The organism is Neisseria sp. HMSC065D04 (genome assembly GCF_001815675.1).
Lineage (GTDB): Bacteria > Pseudomonadota > Gammaproteobacteria > Burkholderiales > Neisseriaceae > Neisseria.
In genome coordinates, this window is record NZ_KV821520.1 from 40106 (window position 1) to 55399 (window position 15294).

At 50.4% G+C, this 15294-nt stretch carries 12 protein-coding genes; 9 read left to right on the plus strand and 3 right to left on the minus strand.

Features of this window, described 5'->3' with window-relative positions; genetic code table 11:
• Positions 1–114: 114 nt before the first annotated feature.
• A complete protein-coding gene (locus HMPREF3050_RS07860) occupies positions 115–930 on the minus strand; it encodes an RNA methyltransferase (RefSeq protein WP_070774365.1) in 816 nt (271 codons plus the stop codon).
• 183 nt (positions 931–1113) lie between these two features.
• Here HMPREF3050_RS07860 and HMPREF3050_RS07865 point away from each other — a divergent pair, with 183 nt between their 5' ends.
• From HMPREF3050_RS07865 to HMPREF3050_RS07880, 4 genes are all read left to right on the plus strand, one after another.
• Positions 1114–1899: an inositol monophosphatase family protein gene (locus HMPREF3050_RS07865; RefSeq protein WP_003756839.1), complete on the plus strand. Its 786-nt coding sequence runs from the start codon at positions 1114–1116 to the stop codon at positions 1897–1899.
• A gap of 198 nt (positions 1900–2097) precedes the next feature.
• Entirely contained in the window at positions 2098–3399 is a 1302-nt protein-coding gene (locus HMPREF3050_RS07870) for a TolC family protein (protein ID WP_094113363.1), read from the plus strand.
• 39 nt (positions 3400–3438) lie between these two features.
• Positions 3439–5622, plus strand: a complete 2184-nt coding sequence (locus HMPREF3050_RS07875; protein ID WP_003767962.1) for a type I secretion system permease/ATPase — start codon at positions 3439–3441, stop codon at positions 5620–5622.
• Between the two features lie 92 nt (positions 5623–5714).
• Entirely contained in the window at positions 5715–6941 is a 1227-nt protein-coding gene (locus HMPREF3050_RS07880; protein ID WP_003756845.1) for an HlyD family type I secretion periplasmic adaptor subunit, read from the plus strand.
• Positions 6942–7344: 403 nt separating this feature from the next.
• Here HMPREF3050_RS07880 and HMPREF3050_RS07885 read toward each other — a convergent pair whose 3' ends face one another.
• Positions 7345–7674 (minus strand): stress response protein, encoded by a 330-nt coding sequence (locus tag HMPREF3050_RS07885; protein ID WP_070774366.1) that lies wholly within the window; start codon positions 7672–7674, stop codon positions 7345–7347.
• Positions 7675–8162: 488 nt separating this feature from the next.
• Here HMPREF3050_RS07885 and nrdA point away from each other — a divergent pair, with 488 nt between their 5' ends.
• From nrdA to HMPREF3050_RS07910, 5 genes are all read left to right on the plus strand, one after another.
• Positions 8163–10442, plus strand: a complete 2280-nt coding sequence (nrdA, locus tag HMPREF3050_RS07890) for a class 1a ribonucleoside-diphosphate reductase subunit alpha (RefSeq protein WP_070774367.1) — start codon at positions 8163–8165, stop codon at positions 10440–10442.
• Between the two features lie 20 nt (positions 10443–10462).
• Positions 10463–11035, plus strand: coding sequence for a hypothetical protein (locus HMPREF3050_RS07895; RefSeq protein ID WP_070774368.1), 573 nt, complete (start codon positions 10463–10465; stop codon positions 11033–11035).
• A 271-nt stretch (positions 11036–11306) separates the two neighbouring features.
• Positions 11307–12440 (plus strand): class Ia ribonucleoside-diphosphate reductase subunit beta, encoded by a 1134-nt coding sequence (gene nrdB, locus HMPREF3050_RS07900; protein ID WP_070774383.1) that lies wholly within the window; start codon positions 11307–11309, stop codon positions 12438–12440.
• Positions 12441–12560: 120 nt separating this feature from the next.
• Positions 12561–12863 (plus strand): class I ribonucleotide reductase maintenance protein YfaE, encoded by a 303-nt coding sequence (gene yfaE / locus HMPREF3050_RS07905; protein WP_070774369.1) that lies wholly within the window; start codon positions 12561–12563, stop codon positions 12861–12863.
• 75 nt (positions 12864–12938) lie between these two features.
• On the plus strand, positions 12939–13364 hold the full coding sequence (locus tag HMPREF3050_RS07910) for a hypothetical protein (protein ID WP_070774370.1): 426 nt from the start codon (positions 12939–12941) through the stop codon (positions 13362–13364).
• Positions 13365–13436: 72 nt separating this feature from the next.
• On the opposite strand, the gene uvrC is transcribed toward HMPREF3050_RS07910, so the two are convergent.
• A complete protein-coding gene (gene uvrC / locus HMPREF3050_RS07915; protein ID WP_070774371.1) occupies positions 13437–15272 on the minus strand; it encodes an excinuclease ABC subunit UvrC in 1836 nt (611 codons plus the stop codon).
• Positions 15273–15294: the final 22 nt, after the last annotated feature.

Here is a 15294-nt window from a genome sequence, read left to right on the forward strand (position 1 = left end):
TGTCCTGATTTAAATTTAATCCACTATATATTTGGTTTTAAAACTGCACCCGAAGTTGGATGGGATGTCCGACTTTTAGGGGGGGGGGCAGTTTTATTTTTCAGACGACCTTTTTCAGTCTTTCTTCTTCAAGCGATGGCTGACGGTATTGAAAAAGCCGCGCAGGATGTCGATGTCTTCGGTTTGCGTGTTGGCGCGGCCGAACAGGCTTTGCATACGTCGCATCAGGCGTTCGCTGTTGCGGCGGTTGAAGAAGCCGATGTCGTCCATGACGTTTTTCATGTGGGCTACCATGCCTTTGATTTGTTCGTGGGTGGCGGCGTGGTCTTCTTGTTGCAGGTGGGTCATGGGCATATCGGTCTGACTGAAGATTTCGTAACACACGACCTGAACGGCTTGGGCGAGGTTGAGCGAGAAATAGTCGGGGTTGCCGTTGATGGTCATCAGACGGTTGCACGCCTGTACTTCTTCGATGCTCAAGCCGAAGGTTTCGTTGCCGAAGACGAGGGCAACTTGTTCTCCGCGTTGTGCCGCCCGCAATAATTCGGGAACCAGTTCGCGCGGGGTTTGCAGCGGCGCGGTGATTTCGCGGCGGCGGCTGGTAAGGGCGCAGGCGAGCGTGGTGTCGGCGAGGGCTTCGTCGAGCGTGGCGGCAATCACGGCGTTGTGCAATACGTCTGCCGCGCCGGAAGCGAGGATGAAACTTTCCTCCGGCAGTTGGAAATCTTGCGGGTTTTCGGGGTTGAAAATGGGCGGCCGCCCGGTCATCGGTGTGGACATCAAATTCGGGGCGACAATGGTGAGTTTGTGCAGCCCCATGGTTTTTATGGCGCGGGCGGCGGAGCCGATATTGGCAGGATGGCTGGTGCGGGTGAGGATGATGCGGATGTTGCCGAGATAGTCGGGCAATTCGGGCTTGGCTGAAGTCATGTTTTGTTTTCGGTTTGTTCAGGAATCGGGTATAATACGCCATCTTTTTGTTTTCAGACGACCTTTCACCTTTCGGATTGAGAGGTCGTCTGAAATGTTCTTTAACAACGTCGGAAACGTACAAACGTTGCGTCCGGTGCAGATGCGCCGGACGGTATTTTACCTGATTTAGAAAGAAAACCCATGAATCCGTTTTTAAATACCGCTTTCAAAGCCGCCCGTAAAGCCGGGCAGATGATGATCCGCGCAAGCGGCAATCTGGATGCCGTCAAAGTTGACAGCAAGGCATTCAACGATTTCGTTTCCGACGTTGACCGCAATTCCGAGATGATTTTGGTGGAAGCGCTCAAAGAAGCCTATCCGCATCACAAAATCACTTGTGAAGAAGGCGGTTCTCACGGCAAAGCCTCTGCGGAATACGAATGGATTATCGATCCGCTCGACGGCACGACCAACTTCTTACACGGTCATCCCCAATACGCGATTTCTATGGCGCTGCTGCACAAAGGCGTGTTGCAGGAAGCTTTGGTGTACGCACCTGAACGCAACGATGTTTACATGGCTTCGCGCGGCAAAGGCGCATTGCTCAATGACCGCCGTATCCGCGTTTCTTCCCGCATTGAGTTGAACCGCTGCTTGATTGGTACAGGCTTCCCTGTTGTTGATCAAAGCATGATGGACAAGTATCTGGCTATTCTGAAAGACTTTTTGGCAAAAACGGCCGGAGGCCGCAGAGAAGGCGCGGCTTCATTGGATTTGTGCGCCGTGGCGGCCGGCCGTTTGGACGGTTTCTTCGAGTTCAACCTCAAACCTTGGGATATTGCCGCAGGCGCGCTGATTGTGCAGGAAGCCGGCGGTATCGTTACCGATATGTCCGGCAATGAAGGCTGGCTGGAAAGCGGCGATATTGTGGCAGCCAATCCGAAAGTGCTGGCGCAAATGTTGCAAATCATTAGCGTCCATCTGTAAACAGGAGGTCGTTTTCAGACGACCTTTTGCTCGTTTTTAATACGGTGTCGTGATTTAGCAATAGTAGGAATATCATCCATGTTACTTTCAGGAGCAGATAACTACCTTTTATCGCAATCTGAAAACAGGGATTCCGATTAATGATAATATGCTCAAAGAATTGATTTGCAACAGGCCACCCCTCTGCCAATCTGATAAATGACGAACCGTATTGTTGTGAATAATATGAAGAAAAAAACTTTTTTGAATCGTCCCGAAACATCTGTTTTCCGCATCGGGCAAATTGCTGCCGCGGTGTGCGCGGCAGTATGCGCGGCAACGGCGCAGGCTTATCCTTTGCAGGCTATTTTAAGGGATGCCATGGTGTCTGACCCGATTGTGAAGGAAGCGAAAGCAACCGAAGATTCGGCCAAAAGTACGACGAAGGCTACCCGTGCGCGCCATTATCCCGTGTTGACGCTGACAGGTACCAAAGTTTTGGCGCAGAAAAACAAATATTCCAGCAACGATATGAATGACGGTGTCGGCATACGCGGAACTTTGAATGTATATTCATGGGGCGCCATCAATGCGGCGGTACGGCGCGATAAAAACAGAGAGCAATACTACTATCATCGTTATTTCGAAAATCAGGAACGTCTGGGTAGCGACATCGGCAAACTCTATTTGACCGCATTGCGCGCGAAAGAAATCCTGCGTATCAACCGTCAGAGCTTGGTCCGACATAATAATCTTCTGAAAGATTTGAATATTATCGTGAAATACGATAGCGGTCGCCGTTCCGAACTCATTGAAGCGCGTGCGCGCCTGTTGCAGGTCGAATCATCCATCGCGCAACAACAACGCACGATGGAATTGGCGTTGAGCCGTTTGTCCCGCTACACCGGACGGCAGTTGACGGCAGAGGATTTGGAAGATCCGTTTGCCAACGACAGCGCGGAATCATTGGTTCGCCGTTTCAAAACCGCCGATAACAATACCAATCCTTCCTATCGGGCGCAGGTGGCAGAACGCGACAGCGTGAAGGCAGATTTGGACGTTTCCAAAGCAGAGCGCCTGCCCGCCGTGAATCTGGAAGGTAATGCGAACCGCGACAACAGACAGCTTTATTTAAATGTGGCCTGGAATGTCTTGGACGTTGCCGCGCGCCATAATGTGCAGAAAAATGCCGATGCTCTGATTGCCGCCGAATCGAAATCCGAGCAGATTATGCGCGACATCACCGAAAAAACCCAAACCGCCGAAATCGACATGCGCGAGAGCGAACGCCGTGCCGATATTGCCGAACAACATATTGCCGCCCAAAAAGACGTGGTTAAAACTTACGAGTTGCAATTCAAAATTGCCCGCCGCACGCTGACCGACGTTTTGGGCGCATACAACGAATTGTCCAGCATCGAGCAGGAAAACATTTCGGCGCGCAACGACTTCCGCGATGCCGCGTTGGATTATCTGGCTGCGCAGGCGCAAATGGCGAATTGGGCAGGCTTGAAGCAATAACATAAAATCTTAACATCATTACTCATTACGCGAATTATCATGAAAGCAATCATTGAACATATTGTGTTGGTTACCCGTCTCTTAGGGGCGCCTGTGTCAGAAGCCGCACTGACGGCAGAGGTGGTGCGGGATAAAAAACTCAATGTCAACTATCATTCCCTTGTCGAAGTCTTGCGCAGCCACGGCTTTGAAAACACATTGTCCAAGCGCAATCTGGAAGACATTCCATCGCTTGCCGTTCCTGTGATGATCATTCTTCACAACGAAGAGGCTGCCGTCATTACCAATATCGAAGGTTCGGGTCGGAACAGGAAATATCATATCCGTCAGGTAGATGGCTTGGAGCAGCAGCTTGATCATGACCAGCTTTCCGGTCTGTATCTGGGTTACTGCTGGTTTATCAAGCCCAAAATGGCGGCGGACACACGTTCCGAACTGCCTGAATACCACCTCCCCAAAGCATGGTTTTGGAAAGTCATTTGGCGTTTCCGCAGCTATTACTATCAAGTGATTTTGGCGACCGTCATCATCAACTTCCTTGCCTTGGTCAGCTCGTTGTATGTCATGAACGTGTACGACCGCGTCATTCCCAACCAAGCCTATGAAACCCTGTGGGTTTTGAGTATTGGCGTTGTCCTCGCCATTTTGTTCGAATTTGCCGCCAAGATGATACGCGGCCATTTGACCGACATCGCCGGTAAAAAGGCCGACTTGATTATCAGCTCTGCCTTGTTCCGTCGCGTGATGGCATTGCGTCTCGCCGACCGTCCCGCTTCGTCCGGTTCATACGCCAACAACCTGCGCGAATTTGAATCTGTACGCGAATTCATGACCAGTGCGAGCCTGTTGACTTTGGTGGACTTACCTTTCCTGTTGCTGTTTATCTTTGTTATTTCGATAGTCGGCGGCAAACTGGCTTTGGTTCCTTTGGCGATTATTCCTATTGTCGTCATTGTCGGCTTCATCGTCCAACGCCCCTTGTCGCGCCACATTAACGAATCCATGAAAGAAAGCTCGCAACGTTCAGGCCTTGCCGTAGAAGCCATCGAAGGCATCGAAACTCTGAAAACCAACAACGCGACTTCATGGGCGCAACAACGATGGGACGAATACACCGCCAAAACCTCCGCTTCATCTATTAAAGTTAAAGATACCAGCAACTTCATGGTCAACTTCGCTGTTGCCATGCAGCAGCTCAATACTGTCTTTTTGGTCGTTGTCGGTACCTATCTGATTCATGCCGACAACCATGCGGAACGGATTACCATGGGTGCGTTGATTGCCTCCGTTATTCTGTCTGGCCGCGCGTTGGCGCCGTTGGCTCAAGTTGCCGGCCTTGCTACCCGCTTCCAACAAGCGAAGCTGGCGTTAAGAGGCGTGAACGACATTGTTTCCCGTCCGATCGAACGCAGTCCCGAGCGCAAATACATTACTTTGGATAACGTTCAAGGCAATATCGCCTTTGAAAACGTAACGTTCAAATACAAAAACGAAAGCAACAACGCAGTTGACGAGTTGCGCATCAACATCCGACCTGGTGAAAAAGTCGGTATCCTCGGACGTATCGGCAGCGGTAAAAGTACCATGCTGAAGCTGGCGAGCGGTCTGTACGACACCGAAAAAGGCAACGTAACCCTCGACGGCGTCGATATGCGCCAACTTGATCCGAATTTCCTGCGGAACCAAGTACTCCTGTTTAGTCAATCTCCACGCCTTTTCTTGGGAACATTGCGCGAAAACATGGATTTGGCGCGTACCGACAGCTATTCGACCGACCAAGATCTGCTGACCGCACTCAAACGCTTCGGTCTGGACCAAATCATCCGCAACCACCCGAGAGGCTTGGATATGCCTTTGGGTGAAGACGGTTTGGGTCTGTCCGGCGGTCAAAAACAAATCATCGCCCTAGCACGCATGACGCTGCGCGACCCCAAAGTCGTTCTTTTGGACGAGCCGACAACCAGCCTCGACCAAGGTACCGAACGCATGGCATTGAACGCGATCGCCCACTGGGGACGCAACCGCACCATGCTTTTGGTGACCCACCGTCCGCAAGTGCTGCAAATCGTTAACCGCATCATCGTAATGGAAAACGGCAAAGTCGTTATGGATGGCCCGCGCGATTTAGTGTTGCAAAAACTGATGCAAAACGAGCAAAACAAAGTCAAAGCAGCACAACAAGCGCAGGAAAACCAACGTCCCGGCGAAGCGGCGCAAGCATGACGAAAAGGGAAAAGGTCGTCTGAAAACACAAGCAGAAAGCGTTTCAGACGACCTCTTTGAAAACAACAAACAGATACCGAAGATTCATCATTATGAGCGAAAACAACGTTAAATCCAAAGACCTGCATCTCATTAACGATTTGAATGCAGCCTTACAAAAAGAAAAACATAGCGGCCAATTTTGGGTCATCATCCTGTTTTTCCTGCTGCTCGTCGTCTTTGTCGTATGGGCATACAACAGCACCGTCGAAGAAGTAACCCGCGGCAACGGCAACGTTATCCCCAGCAGCCGCGAACAAGTCATCCAAAGCCTGGACGCCGGTGTCATTACCCAAATGATGGTTAAAGAAGGCGATTTGGTCGAAAAAGACCAAATCCTGCTGAAGCTCGACGATACGCGCAGCCTTGCTGTATTGCGCGAGAGCGAAGCCAAAGTCCAAAACCTCGAGGCCACCATCGCCCGCCTGAAAGCCGAAGCTTACGGCGGCAAACTCACGTTCCCCAACAGCGTCAGCCCCGAACTCCGCCGCCGCGAAACCGCCGCATATAACGCCCGCCGCCAAGCCATGACCGATGCCGTACAAAGCCTGGTACAAAGTAAAGCGGCGCTTGACCGCGAAATTGCCATTACTGCACCTATGGTGGCACAAGGTGTCATGTCCGAAGTTGAGCTCCTCAAAATGCGCCGCGAATCCAGCGATCTGACCCTGCAAATTGCCGAACGCCGCAACCGTTACAGGACAGATGCCAACAACGAACTTGTGCAATCCGAATCCGAGCTGGCGCAATCCAAAGAAAACATGGCAATGCGCGCCGACCCGGTTGACCGCTCCCAAATCCGCTCCCCCATGCGCGGCATCGTCAAAAACATCAAAATCAATACCATCGGCGGCGTAGTCAACCCGGGCGAAGAAATCATGCAAATCGTCCCCGTTGATGACAAACTCCTTGTCGAAGCCTATATCCGTCCGCAAGACATCGCCTTCGTCCGCGCAGGACAGCCCGCACTGGTCAAAGTCAGCGCATATGACTACTCCATCTACGGTGGATTGGAAGGCAAAGTTACCCTTGTCGGCGCAGATACCGTCAGCAACTCTATGCAAAGCCGTGCCAACGATCTGAAGCTCGACCCCAACCAAGTTTACTACCGAGTCATCGTCCAAACTGAGAACAACGCCCTGAAAGACAAAAACGGTAAAGACATGCCGATTATTCCGGGCATGGTTGCCACAGTGGACATTAAAACCGGTGAAAAAACCATCTTCCAATACCTGATCAAACCGATTACCCGTATGAAACAGGCATTGAGCGAGCGTTAATTTTCCGAATCAAACTTGCTTAACAGTCAAAAGGTCGTCTGAAAAACCGGGCTGCGTCCAAATCTTGGACGTTCATAAACCCCTATTTAGGCGCTCTATATAAGCTGGATTCTGTATACGACAGGATCCAGCTTTTTTCACTTTCAAACTGTAACGCTCCCAGATGCAGTAATCCAGATAATCATATTCGTCCACCGTCAATTCTCCTGAACGGTAGGAGCATTTCGTTTAATACCGCAAAGAAGCCCCCCATCTGCGTTGCCTTATGCGACCGTATAAATAATGGGATGCGGTTTGTTATTTGAAGCGTAAATTTGGTCATAAAAACTGCACCCGTATGTTTGGATGGAATATCCAACTTTTTGGGGTGCAATTCGGTTTTTTCAGACGACCTTTATCCGTTTTAGCGACGGAATTTGCCGTGGTCGAAATCATCAAATGCTTCATAAGCCGTTTGGCATTGGATGCGTTGTTCTTTATACGGCAGTTGGCGGAAGGCTTTCCGGGCTTTGACGTTTTCTTTCAGCTCGGCTTTGTTGCCTTTGGATTTGTACCATGCAGCGCGACGGTCAAGATATTTTTTGCAGACAGGATGCAGCTTGCCTTGTTTGGCTTGGGTTTGAGCATAGTGGGTTTTATGATGTTTGCGGGTGGCTGCATCGGCAGGTTGGGTTGCAAAACCTAGTATCAGTGCTGCAGACAGTGCAGGAATAAGGCTTTTCCTCAATAACATGGCGGACTCCTGTTTATTTAAAGGGTGCATTTCATTATATTCATGGCTTTTGTAAAAAGGAAATTTGGCAGGATGGGTCGTCTGAAAAAGCAAGCGGGGTATTTAAAGCATTTTGACGAAACCCATCTTCCATTACATATTATCAAACAGAGAAAATAATAAACTACATGAATTATCACGTTTCAGACGACCTTATGTTGCATATGTCATTCATTGTCATGCTGTTTATTTTCAAAATTTAACACAAATCCGAATTTGCCTTATTTCATAAGCGCATAGCCGAATGAGGGTTTTGATGCTAAAAAACGCATCTTTGCGGTAAGGCTTGAATCATAGGGAAAGAGGTCGTCTGAAAGAAAATTGGGAAAAGCCCGATTTCAAAACAGCGGCCTTGTCAAGACTGGATAAGCAACGAAAAATACACTATATTGTGCCACTCGATATTAATACATACTGTATCTTGTGTTTCAGGATGGAGAAAGCTCACGATGAATGCACCGACTGATTTGAAAGTAACCAAGCGCGACGGACGTTTGGAAAATCTCGACTTAGACAAAATCCACCGCGTTGTTACTTGGGCGGCGGAAGGCTTGAAAAACGTTTCCGTATCGCAAGTCGAGCTCAAATCGCACATCCAGTTTTACAACGGCATCCGCACCGACGACATCCACGAAACCATCATCAAGGCGGCTGCCGACCTGATTTCGCAGGATACGCCCGACTATCAATATCTCGCCGCGCGTCTGGCGATTTTCCACCTGCGCAAAATCGCTTACGGCGAGTTCGAACCGCCGCATCTCTTCGACCACGTTAAAAAACTCACCGATGCGGGCAAATACGACCGCCACATCATCGAAGATTACAGCCGCGAAGAGTTTGACGAGCTGAATGCCTATATCGACCACAGCCGCGACATGACCTTCTCGTATGCCGCCGTGAAGCAGCTTGAAGGCAAATATCTGGTGCAGAACCGCGTGACCCGCCAGATTTATGAAACGCCGCAGTTCTTATACATTTTGGTGGCGATGTGTCTCTTCAGCAAATACCCGAAAGAGACGCGCTTGGATTACGTCAAACGTTTTTACGACGCCGTTTCCACATTTAAAGTATCGCTGCCAACCCCGATTATGAGCGGCGTGCGGACGCCTACGCGTCAGTTTTCAAGCTGCGTATTGATTGAATGCGACGATAGTTTGGATTCCATCAACGCCACCACCAGCGCGATTGTGAAATACGTTTCCCAACGTGCGGGCATCGGTATCAACGCCGGACGTATCCGCGGCTTGGGCAGCGAAATCCGCGGCGGCGAAGCGCAACATACCGGCTGCATTCCGTTTTTCAAAATGTTCCAAGCGGCGGTTAAATCCTGCTCACAAGGCGGCGTGCGCGGCGGCGCGGCAACTTTGTTCTATCCCTTGTGGCATATCGAAGCCGAAAGCCTGTTGGTGTTGAAAAACAACCGCGGCGTCGAAGACAACCGCATCCGCCAGCTTGATTACGGCGTGCAAATCAACCGCCTGCTGTACACCCGCCTGATTAAAGGCGGCAACATCACGCTGTTCTCGCCCAACGAAGTCCCTGGCCTGTACGACGCGTTCTTTGCCGACCAAGACGAATTCGAGCGTCTCTACACGAAATACGAGCAAGACCCGAATATCCGCAAGCGCACCTTGTCGGCTACCGATTTGTTCTCCACGCTGATGCAGGAACGCGCCGGAACGGGACGCATCTACATCCAAAACGTTGACCACTGCAACACGCACAGCCCGTTTGACCCGCGCGTCGCACCCGTGCACCAGTCCAACCTGTGCATGGAAATCGCCCTGCCGACCAAACCGCTGGACAACATCAACGACCCGAACGGCGAAATCGCCTTGTGTACCTTGTCTGCCTTCAACTTGGGCGCATTAAACGGCTTGGACGAGCTGGAAGGGCTTGCCGATTTGACCGTGCGCGCACTCGATGCCTTGCTGGATTATCAAGACTATCCGGTCGAAGCCGCCCGCACCGCGACCATGAACCGCCGCACGCTCGGCATCGGCGTCATCAACTACGCCTACTATCTGGCGAAAAACGGCGTCCGTTACAGCGACGATTCCGCGCTCGGCCTGACCCACCGTACCTTTGAAGCCATGCAGTATTACCTGCTCAAAGCATCGGTAAACCTTGCCAAAGAATACGGCGCGTGCCCGCTGTTCAACCAAACCGTTTATTCGCAAGGCAAACTGCCCATCGACACCTACAAAAAAGACTTGGATGCCGTATGCAGCGAACCGCTGTTGTGCGACTGGGAAAGCCTGCGCGCCGACATCGTCAAATACGGTCTGCGCAACTCCACCCTGACCGCACTCATGCCGTCTGAAACCAGTTCGCAAATCGCCAACGCTACCAACGGCATCGAGCCGCCGCGCGGACTGGTAACGGTCAAAGCATCGAAAGACGGTATCCTGAAACAAGTCGTGCCTGAATTTGAAACCCTGAAAGACGCCTACGAAACCCTATGGCAGCTTCCGGGCAACGAAGGCTACCTGAAACTTGTCGGCGTGATGCAAAAATTCGTCGATCAGGCGATTTCCGCCAACACCGCTTATGATCCGGGCAAATTCGAAGGCAACAAAGTTTCTATGAAACAAATGCTCAAAGACCTGCTGACCGCCTACAAATACGGCGTCAAAACCCTGTACTACCACAACACCCGCGACGGCGCGGACGATACCCAGACCGATATTCAGGATGACGGCTGTGCTGGCGGGGCTTGTAAGATTTGATAAGGGCTTTGGTGAAGTAATTGAAAGCCTTTCCTAAATTTGATTATCAAGGTAGTGAATATGATTTAACGCATTTAACTGCATTTTCTTGCGATTATATTCAACCTGCGAAAAGTGATGGTACGGCGGAAAAACGATACCGCTGTATCATCGAGTTTAGTTCACATTGTTTTACAAGAGGCGAAAATAAACGTAAGGGAGAAAAGTTATTAGATGTTGAACCTGCATTGCATTATGTAACGGCTAAAGAGACACGAATTTTTTGTTTCGAACGTTATCAGGTTTCAAAAATGTTGCCGCAAATTATGCGTGAAATCAGTAGGAGTAAATGTTATTTTACTTCGGCTGACGATAAGTTTCTGACCATATCAGTAACGGATAAAAACGGTAAAAAAGTGGATTATGAAATCTATTTTTCACTTCAAAGAGCCAAATCTCCCAAGCATGATGTACATATTTACATTAATAGTGCATATATCCGAGATAAGGATTACAAAGAAAATCATGGAACAACAGTAAGGAGAAAACCGGTTGGTTTCTTTGTGTTATTACATAATACATTGGTCAATAAGAGAATCAAACGCCCAAAGTAAAACAACCCTCACTTAAAAGTAAGGGTTGTCAGTACAGGCTTCGCTTTATAACTGCTCTTGGGCTAGTAGCCTAAAAAGGCCGGACAAACGCTGAAATGGTTTCATGCCTGCTCATGCGTTTTGTTGGGACAAATTGTACCACGATTGCAATTAAGGCTCAAAATAAAAATTTTTAGACGACCCATCTGCTTTGCACAGCCTAGAAGTCGCCTATCCTACTTTTAGATTTAAATCAACCCGAGAAAAAACCATGTCCTGCGAACACCTAGTCATGTCATACAGCACCTTTTCCAAAACCAAAAACGACGCGCTTAAAGAGCCGATGTTTTTTGGTCAGCCGGTAAATGTTGCCCGTTATGACCAGCAGAAATACGAAGTATTTGAAAAACTGATTGAAAAACAATTGTCTTTCTTTTGGCGTCCGGAAGAAATCGACGTGTCGCGCGACCGTATCGACTACGCCAATCTGCCCGAACACGAAAAACACATTTTCATCAGCAATCTGAAATACCAAACCTTGCTCGATTCCATCCAAGGCCGCAGTCCGAACGTTGCCTTGCTGCCATTGGTGTCGATTCCCGAGTTGGAAACTTGGATTGAAACGTGGAGCTTCAGCGAAACCATCCACTCGCGAAGCTATACCCACATTATCCGCAATATCGTGAATGATCCGTCAGTCGTGTTCGATGACATCGTGCAGAACGAATACATCATTGCCCGCGCCGAAGACATCGCCTGTTATTACGATGATTTAATCGAATACACTCAGTATTACAACCTGCTGGGTGAAGGGGCGCACAATATCGGCGGCAAGCTCGTTAATCTGTCTTTGCGCGAGTTGAAGAAAAAACTCTATCTCTGCCTGATGTGCGTCAACGTGTTGGAAGCCATCCGTTTCTATGTTTCATTCGCCTGCTCGTTTGCTTTTGCCGAGCGCGAGTTGATGGAAGGCAATGCCAAAATCATCAAACTGATTGCCCGCGACGAGGCCCTGCACCTGACCAGCACCCAGCATATGCTCAACCTGATGCGCGCCGGTTCAGACGACCCTGAAATGGCGGAAATCGCCGTTGAATTGCAGGACGAATGTTTCAAACTCTTCAAAAAAGCGGCGGAGCAGGAAAAAGAATGGGCGGCCTATCTGTTTAAAGACGGTTCGATGATTGGTCTGAACAAGGAAATTCTGGCGCAATACGTCGAATACATCACCAACCTGCGTATGCAGGCGGTCGGTCTGCCTGCCGGATTCGAAGGCGCCACCCAAAACCCGATTCCGTGGATTAACGCATGGCTGTCGTCCGACAACGTGCAGGTCGCGCCGCAGGAAGTGGAAATTTCTTCTTACTTAATCGGTCAGATCGATTCGGAAGTCAGCGCGGACGATTTGGGCGATTTCGAACTGTAATCAAAATTCGGCGGTTTTTCCGCATTTCCATCATCAGGGGTCGTCTGAACAGGTGTAGAAACGAAATCAAAGATTTCGGTTACACCGTGCAGACGACCTTTCCCGCTTAAACAGATAACAATGGCACTCATCAGTACACACGACAAAACCTTCGAGCTTCAAGAAGGCGAAACCTTATTGGAGGGATTGGAGCGCACCGGCCACGAGGTCGAATACCAGTGCCGCAGTGGCTATTGCGGTTCTTGCCGCGTCAAAATATTGGACGGCAGGGTGTCTTACGACGATTTCCCGCTGGCGTTTGTCGCGCCCGGCGAGATTCTGCCGTGTTGCTGTCAGGTGAATGAGGATATTAAGGTTGATTGCCGCGCTCGGATGAGCGAACCGGATTTGTTCGATGTCGGCTTGTTTGATGAGCAGGATTGAGTCGATTGAAACCCAATTGTATTATTTTTAGTTCTTTGCTTTAATAATAGGCTCTTCAAATCTAGGTGCAATCACATGAATGTCGCTAAGGGTTTATTGGTTTCAGTTTTATTCTTGAGCTCAGGTTTGCTTGCTGCTCAAAGTCATCATTCCCAATGGAAGAAAGTTTATGAAAGGGATTTGACGGATTTTGAATTGAGTCCGGAAGGAAGCGGGTTGGTATTGTTTGCCAAATCGCAAGGACGTTGCAGGATGGATGTTGATTTTTATGGGGAAACGGGACAGGATAAATATCAGTATGACTTTACCCGAGATCGTTTGACGGCAGGTTTGCATCGGGAGTACCGCTATACCGTCGCATCCTTGTTGGAAGTAACCAGAGATAATATAAAATTGGTAAGGAATGAGAAGCTGAATCCTGCCTCAGGTGCGGTAAAGAAAGAATTTCGGGATATTTATCAATACGTTCCTAATAAGGTTTTAAAAAAATATTGTTTTTGAGGCAGCATAACGAACAACAAGAGGTCGTCTGAAAACTTTTCAGACGATCTCTTGCCTTATTCATCCCATCGTTTAATGCAGATGCTCGTAAATGGTTTCCGCTAATGCCTTGCTGATGCCTTCGACTTGTTCCAAATCTTCTTTGCTGGCGGCAACGACGCCGCGCAAGCCGCCGAAGCGGGTGAGCAGGGCTTGGCGGCGTTTGCTGCCTACGCCGGGGATGTCGCTGAGGGAAGAGGTAACTCGGGCTTTGTCGCGTTTTTTGCGGTGGCCCGTGATGGCGAAGCGGTGCGATTCGTCGCGCACGGTTTGCAGGAGGTGCAGGGCGGGGCTGTTGGGCGGCAGGCGGAAGGTTTCGCCGGTGAACGGGAGAATGAGTTCTTCCATGCCGGCTTTGCGTTCCGGACCTTTGGCGATGCCGACCAAGGGGATGTGCAGACCGAGTTCTTCCCATACGGATACGGCGATGCCGATTTGTCCTTTGCCGCCGTCAATCAATACGACATCGGGCCATTTGACCGCCTCGCCGTTGGTTTCGGCTTCCTGCATTTTGCCGTAGCGGCGGGTGAGGACTTCGCGCATGGCGGCGTAGTCGTCGCCGGGTTTGGCGGTGGTGATGTTGTAGCGGCGGTATTGCGAGGGTTGGATGTTTTGTTCGTCGTACACGACGCAGGAGGCGATGGTGGCTTCGCCTTGGGTGTGGCTGATGTCGAAGCATTCGAGGCGGTTGAGGTCGTCTGAATTCATGTTCAGGATTTTTGCCAACTCGTCGATGCGGTGTTGCTGGCTGCTTTGTTGCAGGCGGCGTTGGGCAATCGCCATTTGTGCGTTTTGTTCCGCCATTTTCAGCCAGACTTTGCGTTCGCCTATAGTTTTGGTCACGAACTGCATTTGTTTGCCGTGTTCGCCCTCTAAGGCTTCTTTCAATGCGTCGGGGACGGGGAAGTTGCTGATGATGATGTCGGGTTTGTTTTTGCCCAGATAGTGTTGGGCGACGAAGGCTTCGGCGTAGTCTTGCCCGTTTGGTTCGGGGTCGTTTTTGGTGTCGGGGAAGAAGCTTTTGTCGCCGACGTGCCGCCCGCCGCGGATGCTGACCCAGTGTACGCAGACGAGGCCGTTTGAAACGGCGAGCGCGAGCAGGTCGATGTCGTTGGGGTTGTTGGGGTTTTTGCTGTCGATGAACTGATTGCTCTGCATGATGCCGAGTGCTTGGATTTGGTCGCGGTAGCGGGCGGCTTCCTCAAATTGCAGGTTGGCGGCGGCGGTCTGCATTTTGTGTTGCAGGGTGCGGGTCAGTTCGTCGGTTTTGCCGTTGAGGAAGGTAGCAGCTTGGCGAACGCTGTCGCGGTAGTCTTCTTCGCTGATGTGGCCGACGCAGGGCGCGGTGCAGCGTTTGATTTGATACAGCAGGCAAGGACGGTCGCGGTGTTCGAACACGCTGTCTTCGCAGGTGCGCAGCATGAAGACTTTTTGCAGGACTTGTATGCTGTCGCGCACGGCGTTGCTGTTGGGATAGGGGCCGAAGTATTGGTTCGGCTTTTTCAACGTGCCGCGGTAATACGCCATCTGCGGATATTGATGTCCGCTGAGCATTAAATATGGATAGCTTTTGTCGTCGCGGAAGAGGATATTGTATTTGGGCGACAGGGCTTTGATGAAATTGTTTTCGAGAATCAGGGCTTCGGCTTCGGAGCGGGTGATGGTGGTTTCAATGTGGTGAACCTGTTTCACCATCAATGCGATGCGCGGGGAATGGTCGTTTTTCTGGAAATAGCCGGACACGCGCCGCTTGAGGTTGACCGCTTTGCCGACGTATAAGACGTTGCCGCCCTCGTCGAAAAAACGGTACACGCCGGGCAGGTTGGGCAGGTTTTTAAGGAAGAGGGGGATGTCGAAGTCCGTGGTCATGGGGCGGATGGTAGTGGGCAGG

Bases quoted from the DNA above. Each gene is read 5' to 3' on its own strand.
- HMPREF3050_RS07860 (WP_070774365.1), bottom strand. From the start codon at position 930: ATGACTTCAGCCAAGCCCGAATTGCCCGACTATCTCGGCAACATCCGC.
- HMPREF3050_RS07865 (WP_003756839.1), top strand. From the start codon at position 1,114: ATGAATCCGTTTTTAAATACCGCTTTCAAAGCCGCCCGTAAAGCCGGG.
- HMPREF3050_RS07870 (WP_094113363.1), top strand. From the start codon at position 2,098: ATGACGAACCGTATTGTTGTGAATAATATGAAGAAAAAAACTTTTTTG.
- HMPREF3050_RS07875 (WP_003767962.1), top strand. From the start codon at position 3,439: ATGAAAGCAATCATTGAACATATTGTGTTGGTTACCCGTCTCTTAGGG.
- HMPREF3050_RS07880 (WP_003756845.1), top strand. From the start codon at position 5,715: ATGAGCGAAAACAACGTTAAATCCAAAGACCTGCATCTCATTAACGAT.
- HMPREF3050_RS07885 (WP_070774366.1), bottom strand. From the start codon at position 7,674: ATGTTATTGAGGAAAAGCCTTATTCCTGCACTGTCTGCAGCACTGATA.
- nrdA (WP_070774367.1), top strand. From the start codon at position 8,163: ATGAATGCACCGACTGATTTGAAAGTAACCAAGCGCGACGGACGTTTG.
- nrdB (WP_070774383.1), top strand. From the start codon at position 11,307: ATGTCATACAGCACCTTTTCCAAAACCAAAAACGACGCGCTTAAAGAG.
- yfaE (WP_070774369.1), top strand. From the start codon at position 12,561: ATGGCACTCATCAGTACACACGACAAAACCTTCGAGCTTCAAGAAGGC.
- HMPREF3050_RS07910 (WP_070774370.1), top strand. From the start codon at position 12,939: ATGAATGTCGCTAAGGGTTTATTGGTTTCAGTTTTATTCTTGAGCTCA.
- uvrC (WP_070774371.1), bottom strand. From the start codon at position 15,272: ATGACCACGGACTTCGACATCCCCCTCTTCCTTAAAAACCTGCCCAAC.